General features: G+C 60.6%; 23 protein-coding genes and 1 pseudogene. 14 read left to right on the top strand and 10 right to left on the bottom strand.

The features are described from left to right. Nucleotides 1–50 precede the first annotated feature (50 nt). Nucleotides 51–554, bottom strand: a complete 504-nt coding sequence (locus FHT92_RS09660) for a GNAT family N-acetyltransferase (protein ID WP_183824262.1) — start codon at nucleotides 552–554, stop codon at nucleotides 51–53. A 347-nt stretch (nucleotides 555–901) separates the two neighbouring features. On the opposite strand from FHT92_RS09660, the gene FHT92_RS09655 reads away from it, so the two are divergent. The 4 genes from FHT92_RS09655 to FHT92_RS09640 all read left to right on the top strand — a co-directional run bounded on the left by FHT92_RS09655 (nucleotide 902) and on the right by FHT92_RS09640 (nucleotide 2056). Then, the gene (locus FHT92_RS09655) at nucleotides 902–1111 is read left to right on the top strand and encodes a cold-shock protein (RefSeq protein WP_183739432.1); all 210 of its coding nucleotides are present in this window, start codon (nucleotides 902–904) and stop codon (nucleotides 1109–1111) included. A 131-nt stretch (nucleotides 1112–1242) separates the two neighbouring features. Further along, the gene (locus tag FHT92_RS09650) at nucleotides 1243–1533 is read left to right on the top strand and encodes a cold-shock protein (protein WP_183739429.1); all 291 of its coding nucleotides are present in this window, start codon (nucleotides 1243–1245) and stop codon (nucleotides 1531–1533) included. Nucleotides 1534–1561: 28 nt separating this feature from the next. Further along, the gene (rpsU, locus tag FHT92_RS09645) at nucleotides 1562–1810 is read left to right on the top strand and encodes a 30S ribosomal protein S21 (protein ID WP_183739410.1); all 249 of its coding nucleotides are present in this window, start codon (nucleotides 1562–1564) and stop codon (nucleotides 1808–1810) included. A gap of 39 nt (nucleotides 1811–1849) precedes the next feature. Further along, a complete protein-coding gene (locus tag FHT92_RS09640) occupies nucleotides 1850–2056 on the top strand; it encodes a hypothetical protein (RefSeq protein WP_183824259.1) in 207 nt (68 codons plus the stop codon). Nucleotides 2057–2257: 201 nt separating this feature from the next. On the opposite strand, the gene FHT92_RS09635 is transcribed toward FHT92_RS09640, so the two are convergent. Beyond that, nucleotides 2258–2461 carry a hypothetical protein gene (locus FHT92_RS09635; RefSeq protein ID WP_183824256.1) on the bottom strand — a complete coding sequence of 68 codons (204 nt, stop codon included), beginning with the start codon at nucleotides 2459–2461 and terminating at the stop codon, nucleotides 2258–2260. 250 nt (nucleotides 2462–2711) lie between these two features. Here FHT92_RS09635 and FHT92_RS09630 point away from each other — a divergent pair, with 250 nt between their 5' ends. Further along, nucleotides 2712–3257, top strand: coding sequence for a YcxB family protein (locus FHT92_RS09630; protein ID WP_183824253.1), 546 nt, complete (start codon nucleotides 2712–2714; stop codon nucleotides 3255–3257). Between the two features lie 149 nt (nucleotides 3258–3406). On the opposite strand, the gene FHT92_RS09625 is transcribed toward FHT92_RS09630, so the two are convergent. Then, nucleotides 3407–4468, bottom strand: a complete 1062-nt coding sequence (locus FHT92_RS09625) for a class I SAM-dependent methyltransferase (protein WP_183826185.1) — start codon at nucleotides 4466–4468, stop codon at nucleotides 3407–3409. Nucleotides 4469–4863: 395 nt separating this feature from the next. Here FHT92_RS09625 and FHT92_RS09620 point away from each other — a divergent pair, with 395 nt between their 5' ends. Beyond that, nucleotides 4864–5391, top strand: coding sequence for a BA14K family protein (locus FHT92_RS09620; protein ID WP_183824250.1), 528 nt, complete (start codon nucleotides 4864–4866; stop codon nucleotides 5389–5391). Nucleotides 5392–5553: 162 nt separating this feature from the next. Here FHT92_RS09620 and FHT92_RS09615 read toward each other — a convergent pair whose 3' ends face one another. Together FHT92_RS09615 and FHT92_RS09610 are read right to left on the bottom strand one after the other, a co-directional pair. Then, a complete protein-coding gene (locus FHT92_RS09615; RefSeq protein ID WP_183824247.1) occupies nucleotides 5554–5745 on the bottom strand; it encodes a DUF6494 family protein in 192 nt (63 codons plus the stop codon). Nucleotides 5746–5940: 195 nt separating this feature from the next. Next, nucleotides 5941–6852: a LysR family transcriptional regulator gene (locus FHT92_RS09610; RefSeq protein ID WP_183824244.1), complete on the bottom strand. Its 912-nt coding sequence runs from the start codon at nucleotides 6850–6852 to the stop codon at nucleotides 5941–5943. A 146-nt stretch (nucleotides 6853–6998) separates the two neighbouring features. Between FHT92_RS09610 and FHT92_RS09605 the strand changes: the two genes are divergently transcribed. Then, the gene (locus FHT92_RS09605; protein WP_183824241.1) at nucleotides 6999–7670 is read left to right on the top strand and encodes a glutathione S-transferase family protein; all 672 of its coding nucleotides are present in this window, start codon (nucleotides 6999–7001) and stop codon (nucleotides 7668–7670) included. A gap of 181 nt (nucleotides 7671–7851) precedes the next feature. Here FHT92_RS09605 and FHT92_RS09600 read toward each other — a convergent pair whose 3' ends face one another. Next, nucleotides 7852–8736: a GyrI-like domain-containing protein gene (locus FHT92_RS09600; RefSeq protein WP_183824238.1), complete on the bottom strand. Its 885-nt coding sequence runs from the start codon at nucleotides 8734–8736 to the stop codon at nucleotides 7852–7854. Between the two features lie 97 nt (nucleotides 8737–8833). Further along, nucleotides 8834–9202 carry a winged helix-turn-helix transcriptional regulator gene (locus tag FHT92_RS09595; protein ID WP_183824236.1) on the bottom strand — a complete coding sequence of 123 codons (369 nt, stop codon included), beginning with the start codon at nucleotides 9200–9202 and terminating at the stop codon, nucleotides 8834–8836. Nucleotides 9203–9326: 124 nt separating this feature from the next. Here FHT92_RS09595 and FHT92_RS09590 point away from each other — a divergent pair, with 124 nt between their 5' ends. Then, the gene (locus FHT92_RS09590) at nucleotides 9327–9911 is read left to right on the top strand and encodes a glutathione binding-like protein (RefSeq protein ID WP_183824233.1); all 585 of its coding nucleotides are present in this window, start codon (nucleotides 9327–9329) and stop codon (nucleotides 9909–9911) included. Nucleotides 9912–9968: 57 nt separating this feature from the next. Here FHT92_RS09590 and FHT92_RS09585 read toward each other — a convergent pair whose 3' ends face one another. Then, nucleotides 9969–10400: a RidA family protein gene (locus tag FHT92_RS09585; protein ID WP_183824231.1), complete on the bottom strand. Its 432-nt coding sequence runs from the start codon at nucleotides 10398–10400 to the stop codon at nucleotides 9969–9971. A gap of 85 nt (nucleotides 10401–10485) precedes the next feature. Here FHT92_RS09585 and FHT92_RS09580 point away from each other — a divergent pair, with 85 nt between their 5' ends. Both FHT92_RS09580 and FHT92_RS09575 read left to right on the top strand, forming a co-directional pair. Next, nucleotides 10486–11205 (top strand): YafY family protein, encoded by a 720-nt coding sequence (locus tag FHT92_RS09580; protein WP_183824228.1) that lies wholly within the window; start codon nucleotides 10486–10488, stop codon nucleotides 11203–11205. A 105-nt stretch (nucleotides 11206–11310) separates the two neighbouring features. Continuing rightward, the gene (locus tag FHT92_RS09575; RefSeq protein ID WP_183824225.1) at nucleotides 11311–11715 is read left to right on the top strand and encodes a PAS domain-containing protein; all 405 of its coding nucleotides are present in this window, start codon (nucleotides 11311–11313) and stop codon (nucleotides 11713–11715) included. Between the two features lie 774 nt (nucleotides 11716–12489). On the opposite strand, the gene FHT92_RS09570 is transcribed toward FHT92_RS09575, so the two are convergent. Then, nucleotides 12490–13431, bottom strand: coding sequence for an NmrA family NAD(P)-binding protein (locus FHT92_RS09570; protein WP_183824222.1), 942 nt, complete (start codon nucleotides 13429–13431; stop codon nucleotides 12490–12492). Between the two features lie 73 nt (nucleotides 13432–13504). Here FHT92_RS09570 and FHT92_RS09565 point away from each other — a divergent pair, with 73 nt between their 5' ends. From FHT92_RS09565 to FHT92_RS09555, 3 genes and pseudogenes are all read left to right on the top strand, one after another. Continuing rightward, nucleotides 13505–14335 carry an AraC family transcriptional regulator gene (locus tag FHT92_RS09565; protein WP_183824219.1) on the top strand — a complete coding sequence of 277 codons (831 nt, stop codon included), beginning with the start codon at nucleotides 13505–13507 and terminating at the stop codon, nucleotides 14333–14335. A gap of 74 nt (nucleotides 14336–14409) precedes the next feature. Continuing rightward, nucleotides 14410–14855 (top strand): annotated as a pseudogene (locus tag FHT92_RS29730) (DUF3237 domain-containing protein). A gap of 65 nt (nucleotides 14856–14920) precedes the next feature. After that, a complete protein-coding gene (locus FHT92_RS09555) occupies nucleotides 14921–15448 on the top strand; it encodes a DUF4142 domain-containing protein (protein ID WP_183824216.1) in 528 nt (175 codons plus the stop codon). A 73-nt stretch (nucleotides 15449–15521) separates the two neighbouring features. Here FHT92_RS09555 and FHT92_RS09550 read toward each other — a convergent pair whose 3' ends face one another. Next, the gene (locus tag FHT92_RS09550) at nucleotides 15522–16253 is read right to left on the bottom strand and encodes an SDR family NAD(P)-dependent oxidoreductase (RefSeq protein ID WP_183824213.1); all 732 of its coding nucleotides are present in this window, start codon (nucleotides 16251–16253) and stop codon (nucleotides 15522–15524) included. 81 nt (nucleotides 16254–16334) lie between these two features. On the opposite strand from FHT92_RS09550, the gene FHT92_RS09545 reads away from it, so the two are divergent. Then, nucleotides 16335–16727, top strand: a complete 393-nt coding sequence (locus FHT92_RS09545; RefSeq protein ID WP_183824210.1) for a helix-turn-helix domain-containing protein — start codon at nucleotides 16335–16337, stop codon at nucleotides 16725–16727. Nucleotides 16728–16761 lie beyond the last annotated feature (34 nt).

The following is a 16761-nucleotide window of genomic DNA, read 5'->3' as shown; positions in this document are numbered from 1 at the left end:
CCCGGATGCCGGTATTCGGTAATAAGATACCGGCGCGCTTCGAGCCGGCTTCAGTCATCCGCCTCGCGCGTCATCTCGATCATCGTCGGGCGGAAGCCCATGGCGGCAAAGAGGCTGCGGGCGGCCTCGTTGCGATGGGCAGTCGACAGCACGAAACGTTCGGCGCCGAGAGATTTCAATCCTGCCATCGCCGCTTCCAGCAGCATCTTGCCGACGCCTTCGCGCCGGCGGCCGGGATCGACGAAGAGATCGTGGATGACGCCGGCCGGCCCGCGCAGCGACATATAGTCGAAGCCTTCGGATGCCGCATAGGCATATCCGAGCAGGCCGCCGTCGTCTTCGGCGACGATCACGATGACCTCGGGCCGCGCGAGCTGGCTTTGGAGGAACTGCCCGTATCTGAGCGGTGTGCTCTTGGCCGCTTCGATGAAGCGTTTGTCGTCCAGTTCGTGATGCAGCGCCACGAGCAGGGCGCCGAAGCCGCCGAGGATTTCCATGTCGGCCGATGTGGCTGGGCGGATTTTGACTGCATGTTCAACCGGCGTCGTCGGCATGGGTGATTCCAGTGGCTTTCGCTTAAACCCGCAGGGTGCGCGGAGATCCTTCCTACATCGCGGCTGGCCGCAAGGCTATATGCCGGGTGGGCTGGACCTTCGCCGTCCGCCTCAATAATATCACATAAAAATCAGTCGCTTACATCAAAAACCTGCAGACGGTTCGAAGAATTTCCGTCTACGTCTGTTGCCAAATTTAAAATTGACCGTATATTACGGATATCGACCATTGCTTGTGACGTCGTTGAGCAGCCATCTGTGCTCTCGTCAGATTTCCTTACAAATAATCGACCCAAGCCCGCAGGGTATCGCGGGAAATCCAACGGTTGCTTTGAAAGGAGATCGTTATGAATACAGGTACAGTCAAGTGGTTCAACGCCACCAAGGGTTTCGGTTTTATCCAGCCGGATAACGGCGCCGCGGATGTTTTCGTCCACATTTCCGCAGTTGAACGCGCAGGCATGCGCTCGCTCTCGGACGGACAGAAGATCACCTACGACATCGTGCAGGACCGTCGTTCGGGCAAGAGCTCTGCCGACAACCTCCGCGCTGCCTAAAGAATTGTCACGGCTTCGCGCGACCACGGATGTACTGGCGTGCAAAGGCGATGACTGAGGCCAGTTCGCTGGCCGGGGAAGGTCGGGAGTAGTCCCGGCCTTTTGTTTTTTGATTTCTTGCGGAGAACGATATGGTAAACCGTCGTTACCGACCGGGTGACACCATCATGCTCAAGCATGGCGTTCTCGGTAACGCCCAGCCTTCGGGTTCGGGCAACGTACTATCCATTCTGCCGGCCGCGCAGGGTTTTACCCATTATCGCGTCCGGTTTCAGAACGAGAATTTCGAGCGCAGCATCCGCCAGGATGATATAGACGTGCTCGCATCGCCTTCGGCTCCCTTGCCCTCCAAAGTGCAGGCGGCTTCCGAGAGTTCGACATCGAGCTGGATCAATTCGAATTCGATCCGCATCAGGAAATAGCAGCAGCAACGCTGATTAAGGAGAAAACTTGCAGGTACTCGTCCGAGACAACAACGTCGATCAGGCCCTCCGTGTGCTCAAGAAGAAGCTGCAGCGCGAAGGCGTGTTCCGTGAAATGAAGGAACGCAGCGCCTACGAGAAGCCGTCGGAAAAGCGCGCCCGCGAAAAGGGCGAAGCGATTCGCCGCGCCCGTAAGCTCGCCCGCAAGCAGGCACAGCGCGAAGGCCTGCTGCCGGCACCGAAGAAGAAGGTAATGCCGGGCCGCGGCGCCCGCTGATCTTTTCCCGGTCTCAGGATCCAACGAAAAGGAGGAGACATGGCCGAGTCGAAAGACACATTCTTCAAGCCTGAAAAGCTTTCGCCACAGGCGAGGGCCGAGCAGACGACGTCCATCGCCAGGGGCATCCTCGAAAGCGAAGCCGCCGCCCGGCAAAAGAAGACGGAAAAGCTGCGCGCGCTGAGGCTCGCCCAGCCTGCGCCGGAAGCACCGGCAAAGAAGACCAGGGCGCCGAAGAAGGGGTAGGGGCTTTCGGGCCTCGCCTCGCTGTGGCGTTGGTGAGTTGATGATTTTGAAGCGGTGCTCTCCGGGCGCCGCTTTTTATGTTTGGCGATGGCGCTGCACCTCATGGGGCAACGATCTCATGCAGGCCACATTTCCAAAGGTCAGGAAAAGGCCGGGGTTTCAAGCCCCGGCCTTCTAAATGATGGCGGTCGGTTGCGGATTTCAATGGAACGTAACTGCTCGCTCCGGCACGGAGATCTCTTCCTCTGCAAGGCCGCTGAGTGCGACGACCACCTCGTCAATGGACCAGCCGGCGCTCAGAGCATGGTCAATCAGTTGGTGAAAGTCGGTTCCGAGGTAATCCTTGCACTCGTCAAGACGATCAGCCGAGATAATGATTGCGCGTGAATTCAGGACCTTGGTCATGGCCTTATCCTTTACTACGAATATAACTGGCGTTACCGGTTATATTTCCCACTCTGCAGCATGTTCTCGGATGAATACTTAACAGATTGCGAATTAACTCCCTCGAGCCGAAGGACGGGTCGAAACCCGTGGCTCGATCGCCTTTTCTGTCTGGCGGTGGATTGCCCGCCACTGCCGCATCTCGGGGTTTGTCGTGCTGCTGGCATGACTGATCGCGTTTTGGTAACGCTTGGCGATGCAGGCTGACCCGATGTTCCAGATCACTTACACCATGACGTCTCAGGACTATGCTGCGATGACGCGGGCGCTTACAAGGCGTCCACTGCCACGCAGCATCCTGACATTGGCACTCTGGCTGTTTTCCGTCTGGTGCCTGATCGTCTTTTTGACCGACACTTACGATCCCGTCGTCATGGCGCGCGCGATCTTCGCCAGCACTTCATCCGTTCTGATTTCGGCGGCAGTTTTCGTTGCGATCACGGTGTTTTCGATTTTCAGCCATTGGTTCGCGTGGGCGATCGCATTTCTCTATTACCGGCAGATCGCCTCCGCGGACGCCACCGTCACCATGACGATGAGCGAGGCAGTCGTGGAAGCCAGTTCGACAGTGGCCGATACGAAAGCGCCGTGGTCGACGGTAAAGCGGGTTCTGCGCGAGCGGGACTATCTGTTCCTGGCAATTTCGAAGCGCGAGGCATTCATTCTGCCACGGCGCAGTTTCGGCCCGGAGGCCAGGTTCGATGCCGCCTGCCGCTATGCGGAGGCTCGGGTCGGTAAGGAAGTGCAGGAAGGGTAGGGCTTTCGGGGCCTCATCGTGTGTCGTGGGGCCCCCTCTGTAAGGCAGGACAGAGGGGGGCCACAGGATGCAACGCCCTGCTGCTGGGGGCGGACCGCGTCACGCCTGCCGACCGGAAAACCATCGGCAGGTCCGGCACCCAAATCCGTTCAATTCCGCACCTCGAAGATCATGTTGAACGGCGTTTCGCTCGCGCGGCGGAAGTGGTGATATCCGGCATCCAGCGCCACCTTGCGCAGTTTCATCTCGCCCGCCTGCGCGCCGAGCCCGAGGCCCACTTCCTGGGCCATGGAGGCGGGCGTGCAGATCATTGCGGAGGCGCCGTAATAGACGCGGCCGACCGGGTTCAGATTGTCCTTGAGGCCGTCATGGGCGAAGGGCTCGACGATCATCCAGGTGCCGTCCTTGGCCATGGTCTCGCGGATATGGCGGCCGGCGCCGACAGGGTCGCCCATGTCGTGCAGGCAGTCGAACATGGCGACGAGATCGTAATTGCCGGCGGGGAATTCCTTCGCCGAAGCCTTGCTGAAGGTCACCCGATCGTCGACACCCGCCTCCTTTGCGGCGCGCTTTGCCCGCTCGATCGACGGGCCGTGATAGTCGAAGCCGTGGAAATGCGACTTCGGGAAGGCCTGGGCCATCAGGATCGTCGAGGCGCCGTGGCCGCAGCCGACATCGGCGACTTCCGCGCCGCGTTCGAGCTTTTCCTTCACACCTTTGAGCGCCGGGATCCACTCGGTCACGAGATGGCTGTTGTAGCCCGGCCGGAAGAAGCGCTCGGTGCCGCGAAACAGGCAGGTGCTGTGCTCATGCCAGCCAAGGCCCCTGCCGGTGCGGAAGGCATCCTCTACCTTCGGCTCGTCCATCCACATGGACTGCACGATCTCGAAGGCGCCGCCGAAAAAGGCGGGGCTGTCCTCATTAGCGAAAACCAGCGCCTGTTCGGGCGTCATGGCGAACTTGTTCGAGGCCTCGTGATAGGTGATGTAATCGGCAGCCGCCATGGCGGCGAGCCACTCGCGCACATTGCGCTCGGTGAGGCCAGTCGTTTCCGCCAGCTCCATCGAGGAGCGCGGCCGCCCGTCCATCATCGCCCGGAACAGGCCGAGATGATCGCCGAGCACGACGAGAACGCCAGACACGCTGGCGCCGAGATCGCCCACGAGGCGACCGACGAGCGCGTCGACTTTCTGCATGTCAGGTTGTTGCATATCGGATTTCTGCTTATCGGTTTTCTGCTTATCGGTTTTCTGCATGGCACCCTCCTCAGGACGCGCCAGCCCCAGCCCGATGCGATCGACCCTCAAGCGATTCTATGCCGGAGCGGCAGGCCGTCAATGCTGCATTCGGGTTAGAGGAGCGGGTGAGGAGCGCGGTGCGCCGCGGGGGAAATGGCGACGACTGTATCGGCCCGAAAATCGAAAGCGGTTTTCTGAAGGCCTGATGCGTAATTTTCAAAGTGCAGGGCGTCCTTTGTGCGTCCGAACGGACGTACGGCGCTCTCAGACAGCCCTACTGGAATACCGTCGCCGGCTTGGAAATTAAGTGTCATGCGATCTTTTCCGCGCTATAATGAAGTGCGGCGATGTAGACGGAGGTGAAGCCAATGAAGAGGCTCTCAATCATTGCCCTATCGCTGGTGTCGGCGCTGACGAGCGCGCTGCCGGCCGAGGCGTTTCCCACCATTGTCGCCCCTCAGGTCGAGACGCTGCAGGCGCAGCCGGTGCGTTACCGTGGCGGCTATTATGGCGGCTACCACGGCGGATACCATCACCACCATGGCGGCGATGGCTGGGGCTGGGCGCTCGGCGGCCTGGCCACAGGCTTGATCATCGGCGGAGCGCTGTCGCAGCCCAGATATTATGGCTCCGACTATTATGATCGTGGCTACTACGGTTCCGGCTATTACGGTCCGTACTATTACGGCTCGACGCGATATTACGCGCCAGGCTATTATGCGCCACGCTACTACGCGCCACGCTATTATGCGCCGCGCGTTTACCGCCGCGCCTATTATGGCGGCAATGCGCATGTGCGGTGGTGCTATGCGCGCTACCGGTCCTACAGGGCTTACGACAATACGTTCCAGCCCTATTACGGTCCGCGCCAGGCGTGCGTCTCGCCTTACTCTTGATGGCAGCATGTGACGATCAGCTTACGTAGCGCGTTGCTTCTGCCGCGTCGTCCGCCTGCCTAAAGCGCTTCGCGATCTTTCGGATCCGCTCGCTGCGCTTCAGGTCTTTGTTTTACGCATGTCGTTGTCGCAAAACCGCTGCACACTTCTGCGCGACATGCTTTAGGGAAGTTCGATCTCGCCTTCCACCACGTGGTGGAGGGCAGCGCCTTCCGCCGTCAGCGTCATGCGGACCTTCAGCCTTTTGCCGCCGATCTGCCCGTCGCGCACCGTCTCCTCGATCTTGCGCTGCGAGGTCACGCCGACTTCCTTCAGGAACTTGCGGATCGACATATTGAAGGCGTCTTCGCTCATGGTGAAATCCTCCGTGTCCGGATCCGATTGTAGGGGAAGGCGGGCGATCGGGAAAGCTGGACGGTGGGTGGGGCGCCTCGCGATGGAAAAATACGGTGCTGATCCTCTGCCTGCTTTGCTCCTGCAATGCCATCCTCGTCCTGCTTTTGCTGAGCCGCCGTCCGGCAAGCGAGGCAGTTGCCGATATATGACAGGTTAGCCGTCGCCGATCCTCAATTCCGGCTCTTCGGCGCAGATCGCTGTGAGGAAATCGATGAATTGCCGCACGCGGGAAGGCATGCGCCGTCCGGCAACGGTAACGGCGTTGATCGGAAAGGGCGGCGGCGCATGCTGGCCGAGAATTCGCGCAACCTCGCCAGAGGCCAGCACATCCGTGAACAGCCAACTCGCGTGGTGGGCGATGCCGAGACCTGCGACGACTGCCCCGCGGACATGCTCGGCATCGTTGGTGCGGAAGGCTCCGCCACCGTCGACCGTGACCTGCCGGCCGTCTACCTGGAAATCCCAGCCGATGATATCTCCCTGATGGACATAGCCGATACGCTCGTGGGTGCGCAGTTCGTCCAATGTTTGCGGTGTGCCGTATTGGGCAAGATAGCCGGCGGAGGCCAGGGTTATCATCCGCATGTCGCCGATATGGCGGGCGACGAGTGCCGAATCCGAAAGCCGACCGATCCGGATCGCGACGTCTATTCCTTCCTCGATAAGGCCAACGTGCCGCCCGGAGACTTCCATCTCGATCGCGACATCCGGGAAACGGTTCCTGAAATCCGCGAGCCGCGGGATGACGAACATCCGCCCGAATGCGGGCGGGAGGGTCACGCGGACGAGCCCTGAGGGAGCCGACTGCCCTTCAAGGACTCTCTCTTCGATGAAATCGAGATCCTGAAGGATACGGACAGTGGCCTCGTAATATTCCTGTCCTGCGGGCGTCACGGCGAGGGCGCGCGAATTTCTCGCGAGGAGTTGCGTCCCGAGCCGCGCTTCGAGTGCCGCGAGCTGTTTGCTGACTGTCGGTTGGCTGACGCTCAGGTCGCGCGCTGCCTGCGAAAAACTTCCACTTTCGACGACCCGCACGAACATTCGCATGGCACCCAGCTTATCCATCGATCCCTCCCATCGCGTCGTCGCCACGAGCATGAATTCCAATAGAGAATAGATGCCATTCGTCAAGCCGGTCTGCAATTCGCAGAGAGAATATGAGAATTGACGCCCAGCCGCCGATCCGCGGCCCGGAAGCGAAAGGAATAGTTATGACAATCAAGATCTATGGTGATGCCGGCTCGGGCAGCTTGCGTCGCGTGAATGCGGCTGCGAAGATCATGGGCATTGAACTCGAACGCGTCACCGTTGACCTCTTCAAAGGCGAGAGCCGGACCGACGAGTTCAAATCGCGCCTCAATCCCCACGGTCTGACGCCGGTTCTCGAAGACGGAGACACCATCATCTATGAGGCCTCGGCGATCAATCTGTATCTCGCCGCCAAGGTGAATTCGCCATTGGCCGGAGCCACGCAGGAGGAGCGCTTCCAGGTGCTTCAGTGGATGTTCTGGTCGGGCGAGCAGTGGCGCACCTTCACCACCACGATCTTCGACGAGCGCGTGGGAAAGACGGTCATGGGTGTGCCGAAGGACGAGTCCGTCATCACATTTGCCGAGGGCAAGATCCGCGCTGGAGCTGATGTCCTCGACCAGCATCTCAAGGGCCGCAAGTTCATGGTCGGCAATGCGTTGACCTTTGCCGATATCGATATCGCGGCTCCATTCTCCCAGGTCGATCGTGCAAAGTTTCCGTTCAAGGACTATCCAAACCTAATCGCCTGGCACGACAATCTTCTCCAGTCGTTCCCGGCGTGGGCGGAGACGAAGGCTGAGGTCGACAACCGCATGGAAAGCTTCCTCGCGAGCGTCGGCGTGAAACTATAATTTTCGGCCCTCCTGTCCGGCCAGCGCACTATGGAAATGGCGCTCCGGTCGGGGAGGCCGCCATCCGCGACTATTTCTGCAGCCAGCCAATTTTGACCCTGGCTGGACAGATAGTCCCTTAGCCTTGTGCGTTCTTCCGGACGCACAAGGCTTGCTGCGCGGGCCGACTGCCCTCCAGGCGTTATTTCAGCGGCAGAAACAGTTCCACAACGACCTCATGGACCGGAACGTCAGGGAAGAAGGAGAAATGCCGCTGGCAATAGATCGGGAAATCGCGCGCTTCCTCGCCGCTCGCCGGCAGCCAGTCGCGATAGAGGTAGAGGGCGGCGGGCTCCAGATTGTGAGTATCGTTGACAACGCGGATGACCGCGCAGCGCCCGCCGGGAATAAGGCCTGATTTCATCACCTCGTCATCGGCATCGATCGGCCTGTCGGTCCCGACGCACAGATCCATGCTGTAATCGGCGGGGTTCGCAGGCGTCCTCGGGGAACGGAAGATATTGAAGGTCGGGCTCGTCTCGGGCGACAGGCCGGCGGCCTTGCGCCAGGCGATGAAGCGCTCGATACTGGCGCGAAGGTTTGCCCTGTCGCCCCGATGCTCCAGGATCGCAACCGGCGTCGGGGGCATATCGCGGATCGTCACGTCGTCTTCTTCGTAGATTATCTGCATCAGCTTGCTCCTTGCGTTTTCAAGAGGCCCGAAGGCCGCAAGCCACGGAGCCCAGTCGGGCGATTTCCGGAACGACGAAGGCGATTGCCCGAACCGTTGCCGAAAGGCGCGGGCGAAGGCATCGGGCGCACCGTAGCCGGCGTCCATCGCTATGTCGGTGACGCTCTCACCGGCGTTTGCGGCCAGCCGGTGCGAAGCGCGCTTTAAACGGGCGAGCTGGACATAGCGATGCACCGACAACCCGAAGGTGGCCGAGAACTGCCGGTGAAAGTGGAATTTCGAGAAGGCTGCGATGGCACTTAAAGCGTCCAGGTCCAGATCGTCGTCCAGATGCCGGTCTATGTAATCCAGCACCCGCTGCATCCGGGCATGGTAGTTTCGAAGTGCTGCCTTCATCGTTGCGTATTCTCCGTGGCAGCACCAACTAAGCGCGGGCAGGCGTGATGCGCTCGACCGATCTTGCGGTTTTAGCTCGCGGGGGGCTCGGATCGTCTCATGGGTGATCGGTGTCGTAGCGCAGGCGGTTTTCCCAGATGTTTTCCGTATGCGCTGCCGCCCAATCGGCCAGCTGGCGCACGGTTTCGGACAGGGAATGGCCGAGTGGGGTCAGCCTGTACTCGACCTGCGGCGGGGTGCTGGCGTGAACGGTTCTTTCGATCATGCCGTCGCGTTCCAGCATCTTCAGCGTCCGCGTCAGCATCTGCTGCGAAATGCCGCCGACCTCACGCTTCAGCCCGTTGAAGCGCAGCGCTCCCAGCCGAAGGGCGACGACCACCTGGATCGTCCACTTGTCTCCGACCCGGCTCAGGATCTCGCTGACAGCCCTGCAGTCGGCCGCTGCGGGTCTTGCAGTCACATCCATCTGACCTGCTCCTAAACATATGCTTTTGACGGACAATTTTAGGTCCCATAAATGGCTGTGGTCAACATTCCAGACCTTCTCCCGCAGACGTAATGCCGGGATGGGTCACCATCAGGAGACCACCATGAACCTCTTCTACTATCCCGGCGCCTGCAGCCTGGCCGATCATATCGCGCTCATCGAGACCGGGCTTTCCTACAGGCTGATCGCCATCAACCATGACAGGACGACGCAGGACGGCCGCGATTTCCTGTCGATCAATCCCAAGGGCTACATTCCGACGCTCGAGCTGGAGGACGGAACGATCCTGACGGAGAACCAGGTGATCCTCGCCTATATCGCCGAGAAGAGCGGCAAGCTCCTGCCCAAAGACGGCGTCGTTCGGTGGCGTGCGCTCGAGGCGCTTGCCTTCATGTCCTCAGAGATCCATTCGCGATACAATCCCTTCTTCAGGAATTTCTCCGAGCTGGAGAAGGAGCGCGCCCGCGAAAGGCTCGCGCAGGCCTTCGCAATCCTTGCCGATCAGATGGGCGATAAAAAATTCCTCGTCAGCGACGAGATGACGATTGCCGACTGCTACCTGTTCTGGGTGCTGATGGTTGCGCCGAGAAGCGGCGTCGAACTGCCGGAGGCGCTCGGCAGGTTCCTCGCGCATATGCGGACGCTGCCATCAGTGACGCAGGCCCTTGCCGAGGAAGGGCTGGGCTGAGCAGTGGTCCGGCTGGCCGGGGATGTGCGCAGCCGGCCAGCCATTCTTCGCGAGCGCTCAATCCAGGAGAGCCACAGCCTCAACCTCGAAGAGCATGGGGTCGATGGCGAGCTTCGGCACCGGAACCAGCGTCTGTGCCGGGAGCGTATCGCCGAACATCCGTGCTACATTCTCCGTCAGTATGCCCAATTTCGACATATCGTGGCCGACCACGTAGACCGTCAGTTTCACGACCTGGTCCGGGCGGGCGCCAAGTGCTGCGAGCACGGCGGCGAGGTTCGCATAGGCTTGTTCCACCTGAGCGGCGAAGTCCGGCGACAGAGTGCCGGTTCGGTCCTGTCCGCCTTGGCCCGAGATGAAGGCCAGCCGGCCGGCAGCCGGGGTGATGACTGCCGTGCTGTAGCCGTTCGGTGTCGGGTCGTGCAGATGGGAAGGGTTCACGATAACAGGCGTTGCAGAGGTGGCGGGTCGTTGATGCTGGGACGTCATGATCTGTCTCCTTGTCGAGTTGCCATGACCCGCCTAGAGTGAATCGGTGCCAAATTTTGGCACCAAATATGCGGGACTGCGCAGAATGAACATCCGTCTCAGACACGACGCCATCGTGCGGATCCTCCGGCGCAACGGAACCTCGACTGTCAATGACCTGGCGGGGGAAGTTGGCGCTTCCAGGCGAACGGTGCTGCGTGACATCGGGGCGCTGCGTGAGCAGGGCTTCCTCATCCACTCCGAATCCGGCCGGGGCGGCGGGCTGCAGCTCGACCCGGAATCGGTGCAGACCACGGCCCGGCTCTCCGTGACCGAGGTGTTTGCGCTCCTGATCAGCGTCGCGGCCATGCGCGCGGCCCGCTCCCTTCCTTTCTCTGATCTTGCCGATGCGGGGCTCGCGAAGATCGAAAGGGCACTTTCGGCAGACAAGGTGCGGGACCTGCGGCGGCTTCTCGACTGCCTCTATGTCGGGCAATTGTCGCCCAGGCAGGATATTTCGGACATTGGCTCGATCGATTCCGCGCTGCTGCCGGCCTTCGAGACGGCCTTCCTTCAGCGGCTGCATCTTCGGTTCCGTTATCGTGACGCCAAGGGGATGGACACACTGCGCGAGATCGAGCCGCAGGCCATGCTCATTCTGCCGCCACTTTGGTATCTCGTCGGCTGGGATGCCGCCCGCGCGGATTTCCGCCATTTTCGCATGGACCGGATCAGCAAGCCGGAGATTGTGGAGGGCACGCAGTTTCGTCGAAGGCACGTGCCCTTCGAAGATGATGTGTGTCCTTTCAGCGAAATGGCGCGCTGAAAATCATCGAGATCGAAGCCTGCGCCGCAGCTTGGTCAACCCTACCTTGAAGTTATCCGGCAAACCTTTAGTTTCTACTATAATAATCGCGGGAACATTCAGGCAATGACTGGGCAATCCGTTCATTCGTTCGAGATATTCGAGGAAGCAGCCTGCGATGCAGGGATCTATACCTGGGATATCGTCAGGAACCTCGTCTTCGCCGACAGCGCGCTTGCCGAGCTTTTCGGCCTCGATGCTGCTGCCACAGTACGCGGCCTGCCGCTGGAGGACTATCTTGCGCGTGTCCATCCCGATGACCGGCCGCAACTGGCAAAGAAGATCTCGGAAGTGCTCGTTGCCGATATCGCACAGCAGAACACCTATCGCGTAGAGGGCAGGGACGGGCGGTACCGGATGGTCGCCGCCTTCGGCCGGGCCTTTCGCGATCAGAGCGGATCACCCATCCTCTATTCCGGCATCGTCGTGCCGATGGCCGAGCGCGAGCATGACGGATCGCTGACGCATTAGGACGGCTTTGCCGGCAATGCGCGCTCAGACCAAAAATTGCAGGAAGCCTGTCATGCCCTTGCTGCGGCGATCAGACCCGCAACGCCGATGAGATCGATGGCCCCGCTTTATGTTGTAGGCGAGCGCCTCGTTTTTGGGATATTTGCGACTATGACTGAGAGCCGTGCTTGGCCTGCACGGCGGGTTCTATCGAAAGAGGCATATGCATAATCTAGCTGCCGCTCTGGCAATCGCCACGTCCTATTTGGATCGACGTTCAGCGACCTCCACGGAGGATGATGATATTGAGGTTTTGGAAGCTGTCGCCGCTGAGCTTCAGCAAGCTCCGCCGGACGAAAAGAACGCGGTGATCTCGGCCCTGGTTCACATCGGCAGAGCTGATCTCATTGACGGTTTGGGTCTGAGGTAGATTCACACGAGATCGCTATCGCTGCTCGGGTTTTTGGACGGTCTGCAGGACGTTCGCGACATATCTATCAGCGGAAAAGCGCTCAAGGCGCCTGGTATGGCAACCGGGGCTGCCGGGTGCAGATACGATCGGGTCAACTCCCCGATGGCGGAGACACCGAGCAAAGCCATCGAACGGAGCATTTCGTCTTCCGAGGCTTTCGGCTGTCACCAGCGGCCATCTTCGTCGCCGATAAGGTGACTATCACCACATATCAGACGGCTTGCCTCAAAACGAGCAATGGAATTGACGGCATCGAATTGCGCGGACCGATACTGAGCTTCTCCGCGAACGAGAAGAAGCTCAGGCGTTCAGCCGCAATCCAGCTAACCCTTTGCGCTCCACATCTGAAATGTCTCGGGTTGGTGTTCGTCCGCAACCGCCTCCAGATACCGCGGCTTCCAGACCTCCCTGATGAACGCTTCCATCGTGGTGGGCATCGGCGGGCGAACCTCGTGGTCGCCGTGGAACCGGATCAGGCCATTGTTCAAAGCGTTGGCAGTCAGGGTGTCTTCGTGCCATCTCTCTGGCGTTCCGAAGCGCTTCACAAATTCGGCTTCCACATCCTTGCGCGTTGTTTCGAGATAGCGGTACTCTACCGGCCGGCCGATCTCCTTGCCGATGATCGCGGCCAATTCATTCATCGAGATGTCTTCCGAGCCGACCTCGCGGATCACCCGGTGCCTGCCCGTCGGATTGATCAGCTCCTTGGCCGCAAGCAATGCGATGTCATCCGTCGCCACCCAGGGCATCTTCAGATCGGGCTTACAGGACCAGGCGATCCGACCATATCTGGCGACTGGCGCCATCCACGCCAGCACATCCTCCATGAACCAGGCGGCGCGCAGATGGACCAGGTCGATATTGGCAAGTTCGTTCAGCTTCTGGTCCAGATGGTAGAAACATTCAAAATGGCCGGTCTTGCCTTTCACGTCCGATCCCATGGCCGACAGGCTCACAGCCAGTTTGACCGGGGAATTGCCGAGTGCATCGACGAAGCGCTGGGCAACCACGGGATAGTGGCCTTGCAGGTTGTTCCAGTCGGTCTTGACCATCAGGAAGGCGGCATCGGCGTCCTGAAAGAACTTGTCGAGCTCTCCCGCGCCAGTGTCAAAACTTCCGAGGAATGGCTCTGCTCCGATTTCGGCCAGTGCCTCCAGGGCTGGACCGCCCCTCGACAGGGCCTTTACCTGATGCCCTGCGCCAAGCAGGTTCCGGGTGAGTTGGGCGCCGACCCTGCCGGTTGCGCCGACGACAGCAATTCGCATGATAGTCTCCATCGGGTTGTCGATGTCCGCTTGTAGCCAATTGCACTGCACGCGAATTTGGAGATAATGCCATATGATCTCCAAATCAGGCCAATCCGCCAGGAGGCGGCGCCCCTGCAGCGTGGACTTCGATCCCGATCCCGACCGGTTGGGTCGCCCGGCGGTCGCCCTGGATGTCGACTTCAGCGACTACGAAGCCGAGGTGCCGCGCCACCAGCATCGGCAGGGACAGCTTATCCTTGCCTTGCATGGGGCGGTGACCTGCACGGCCGCAAACGGCCTTTGGATCGTCCCGCCGGACTGCGGGGTCTGGATCCCGGGCGGCGTGCCGCACAGCAACCAGGTCACCTCCAACGCCCGCCTGTCCTACCTGTTCGTCGAACCTGACGCTGCGGCGCTGCCGCAGGAATGCTGCACGCTGTCCGTTTCGCCGATGCTGCGCGAGATGATCCTCCGCCTGGCCGATCAACCGGGCGGCTATACGTCTGATGATCATGTGGGCCGGCTCGTGCGGGTCTTGCTGGACGAACTGGCGCTGATGCCGAAAGAGGGGCTGGAGCTGCCGGTATCCAGCCACCCCAAGATCGCCGCGATCGCCGCCGCCCTGACGGCGGAGCCGGGCGACCGCCGGACCCTCGCGGAATGGGCAGACCATGTCGCCATGAGCGAGCGATCCCTGAAGCGGCTGATGGTTCAGGAAACGGGGCTGACTTTCGGCCGCTGGCGGCGACAGCTGCACCTCGTCATCGCGCTGCGCGAACTCGCCGGCGGCGCCACGGTCCAGAGGGTGTCGAGCGACCTCGGCTACGAGTCCGTCACCGCCTTTATCGTCATGTTCAAGAAGGCGCTCGGGACGACACCGGCGCGCTACTTCGCAATGCGACCGGCTGGCTTAGCCCGATAAGGTCCGCCTGGCTCGACAGCGGCACGTGAGCCTGCTCGCGAAGCCAGGCGCAGAGCTGCCGGGGCGCGAGACGGGTGCACGCATCAACGCAAAATGCCAGGCCGGCCCGTCCGGCAATCGAGCTCGGCCAGACGCCGGCCGGCAACCGGCGCGTGTTTTCCGTTTCCGGAGGCCATTTCCGGGGCGAGCGGCTGAAAGGAGAGGTGTCGCCGCTGATCGGTCCGACCTCCTGCTCGGGCGCGCGGACGGCACGTTTCAGCAGGATGTCCGGCTCCTGCTTACCGCTGACGACGGCGGCCTGATCCTGATGACCTACCGCGGCGTCAGGCGCTCCTCTCCTGTCGTCGACGAGCGTCTCGCAAGGGGCGAAGCGGTCGATCCCTCGGAATATTATCTGCGAACGACACCCTATTTCGAGACGGCCGCACCGCCGCACGCGTGGCTCAACCAGATTGTCGCGGTTGCGCAAGGCGGCCGGCGTGCAGGTGGCGTCGAGTACGATGTCTTCGAAGTTCTATGACGGACAACAGGAACTTTTACCCGCCTGAATTGTTGCGTGATGACGCCCCAATCAGGAGAACAATCATGAAGCCTTTCCTCATCGCCGGACTTGCCGTGCTGATCGCATCGCCCGTGCTTGCGCAGTCGGCGGCAGAAAAAACCGGTGTCAATTCCGCCCTCGGTGTTGCGCCGAAGACGGAGGATTTCGTGGCGGAAGCTGCGACATCAGACATGTTCGAGATCGAATCCAGCAAGCTTGCGGTGGAGCGCGCCGATGCACCGACCAAGGCTTTCGCAGAACAGATGGTCAAGGATCACCAGAAGACGACGCAGGAATTGAAGGCGCTGGTTTCCGGCGGCAAGGTGAAGGCGACGATCCCGCAGGCGATGACATCGGGGCAGAAGTCGATGCTCGACAAGCTCAAGAGCCTGCAGGGCGAGGACTTCACCAAGCAATATCATTCCGACCAGGAAGAGGCTCACGAGGACGCCGTCGACCTCTTCAAGCGCTACGGCGACGAAGGCGAGAATGCGGACCTGAAGGCCTGGGCCGCCAAGACGCGCCCGGCGCTGGAGCATCACCTGCAGATGGCGAAGGATTTGAACAAGTAGAGGCCGGTCTGTCATCGAGCGCGTTTTGCTGTGCCCGACCCGATCAGGTCGGGTACAGCGTTTCGACGTAAGCTTAGACCTGCCGCAAGCCGCCGTCGACGCACAGTTCGGCACCGGCAATGTAGCTCGCGTCGTCGCTCAACAAGAACAAGGCGGCCGCAGCCACTTCCGAAGGTCGCGCCATTCGCCCCATCGGGATCGGAGCGACAAGCGCCGCACGCATGTCTTCCGGAACCGCAGCCATCATTTCCGTATCCGTCGGGCCGGGCGCAACCACGTTGACGCGTATGCCCTTGGGCGCGAGTTCTGCCGTCCAGGTTCGGGCATAGGAACGAACGGCTGCTTTGGTGGCGGCATAGGTTCCGTACGAAGCGTAGCCCGCACTATCGGCAATGGATCCGACGAGGACGACGGACCCGCCTCCTGTCATGGCGGGGAGAGCCGCCTGCAGGCCGAAAACCATCCCGCGGACGTTGACGCCGAAGTGACGGTCGAAGTGTTCAGGCGTTATGTCCGCGATTTGCGCAGGTTCGGAAAGGCCCGCATTCAATACGAGCGCGTCAATACGGCCGAATGCTTTGCGCACTGTTTCGGCAGCCCCCACCATATCTTCGGGGACACTGGCATCGGCGGCAATGCCGACCGCGTCATGGCCGATCGCCTTGGCCGCCTTCTCGGCATCTTCACTTCTGCGACTGGTAATGAAGACCTTCGCCCCTTCGGCAGAAAGCCGCTCTGCAATTGCCAAGCCGATACCCTTGGCGCCCCCGACGATCAGGGCAACCTTGTTACTCATTCGAGCCATCGTGAATCCTTTCAATTGATGGTCTCGCCATGATATACGTCCTATATCTGGTATCAATTACGCACCTGAAGTAGCCTAGATATGGACGAGTATACTGACCTGGAAGCACTTTCTCAGTGCGCCTTTGACGACATGGCACGGGTTCGCCCGGTGCTCGACAAGATCGCTGACAAATGGACGATCCTGATCCTGACGGTGATCTGCCCCAAACCCTCGCGCTTCAACGAGATCAAGCGGCGTCTCGATGGGATCACGCACAAGGCTCTGGCCGACGCTTTGAAGAGGCTTGAGCGGAACGGCCTTGTGACGAGAACCGTACTGCCAACGCAGCCGATAGGCGTGGAATATGCAATTACTCCACTCGGCCATTCCCTGCGGCAGCCGTTTGAAGCACTGTGTTCATGGGCAGCGGCCAACGGCGATAAGGTCGAGGCGGCCACGCTGCGCTATGACAACACGGGAAATCGTCGCTGACACTGTGGCTATGACAGCTTGTGGCGGCAAAGCG

Source organism: Rhizobium sp. BK377, from assembly GCF_014193935.1.
In the GTDB taxonomy this organism is placed as follows: domain Bacteria; phylum Pseudomonadota; class Alphaproteobacteria; order Rhizobiales; family Rhizobiaceae; genus Rhizobium.
Note: the sequence above shows the minus strand (reverse complement) of the source record. Positions and strands in the feature narration are given on the sequence as shown.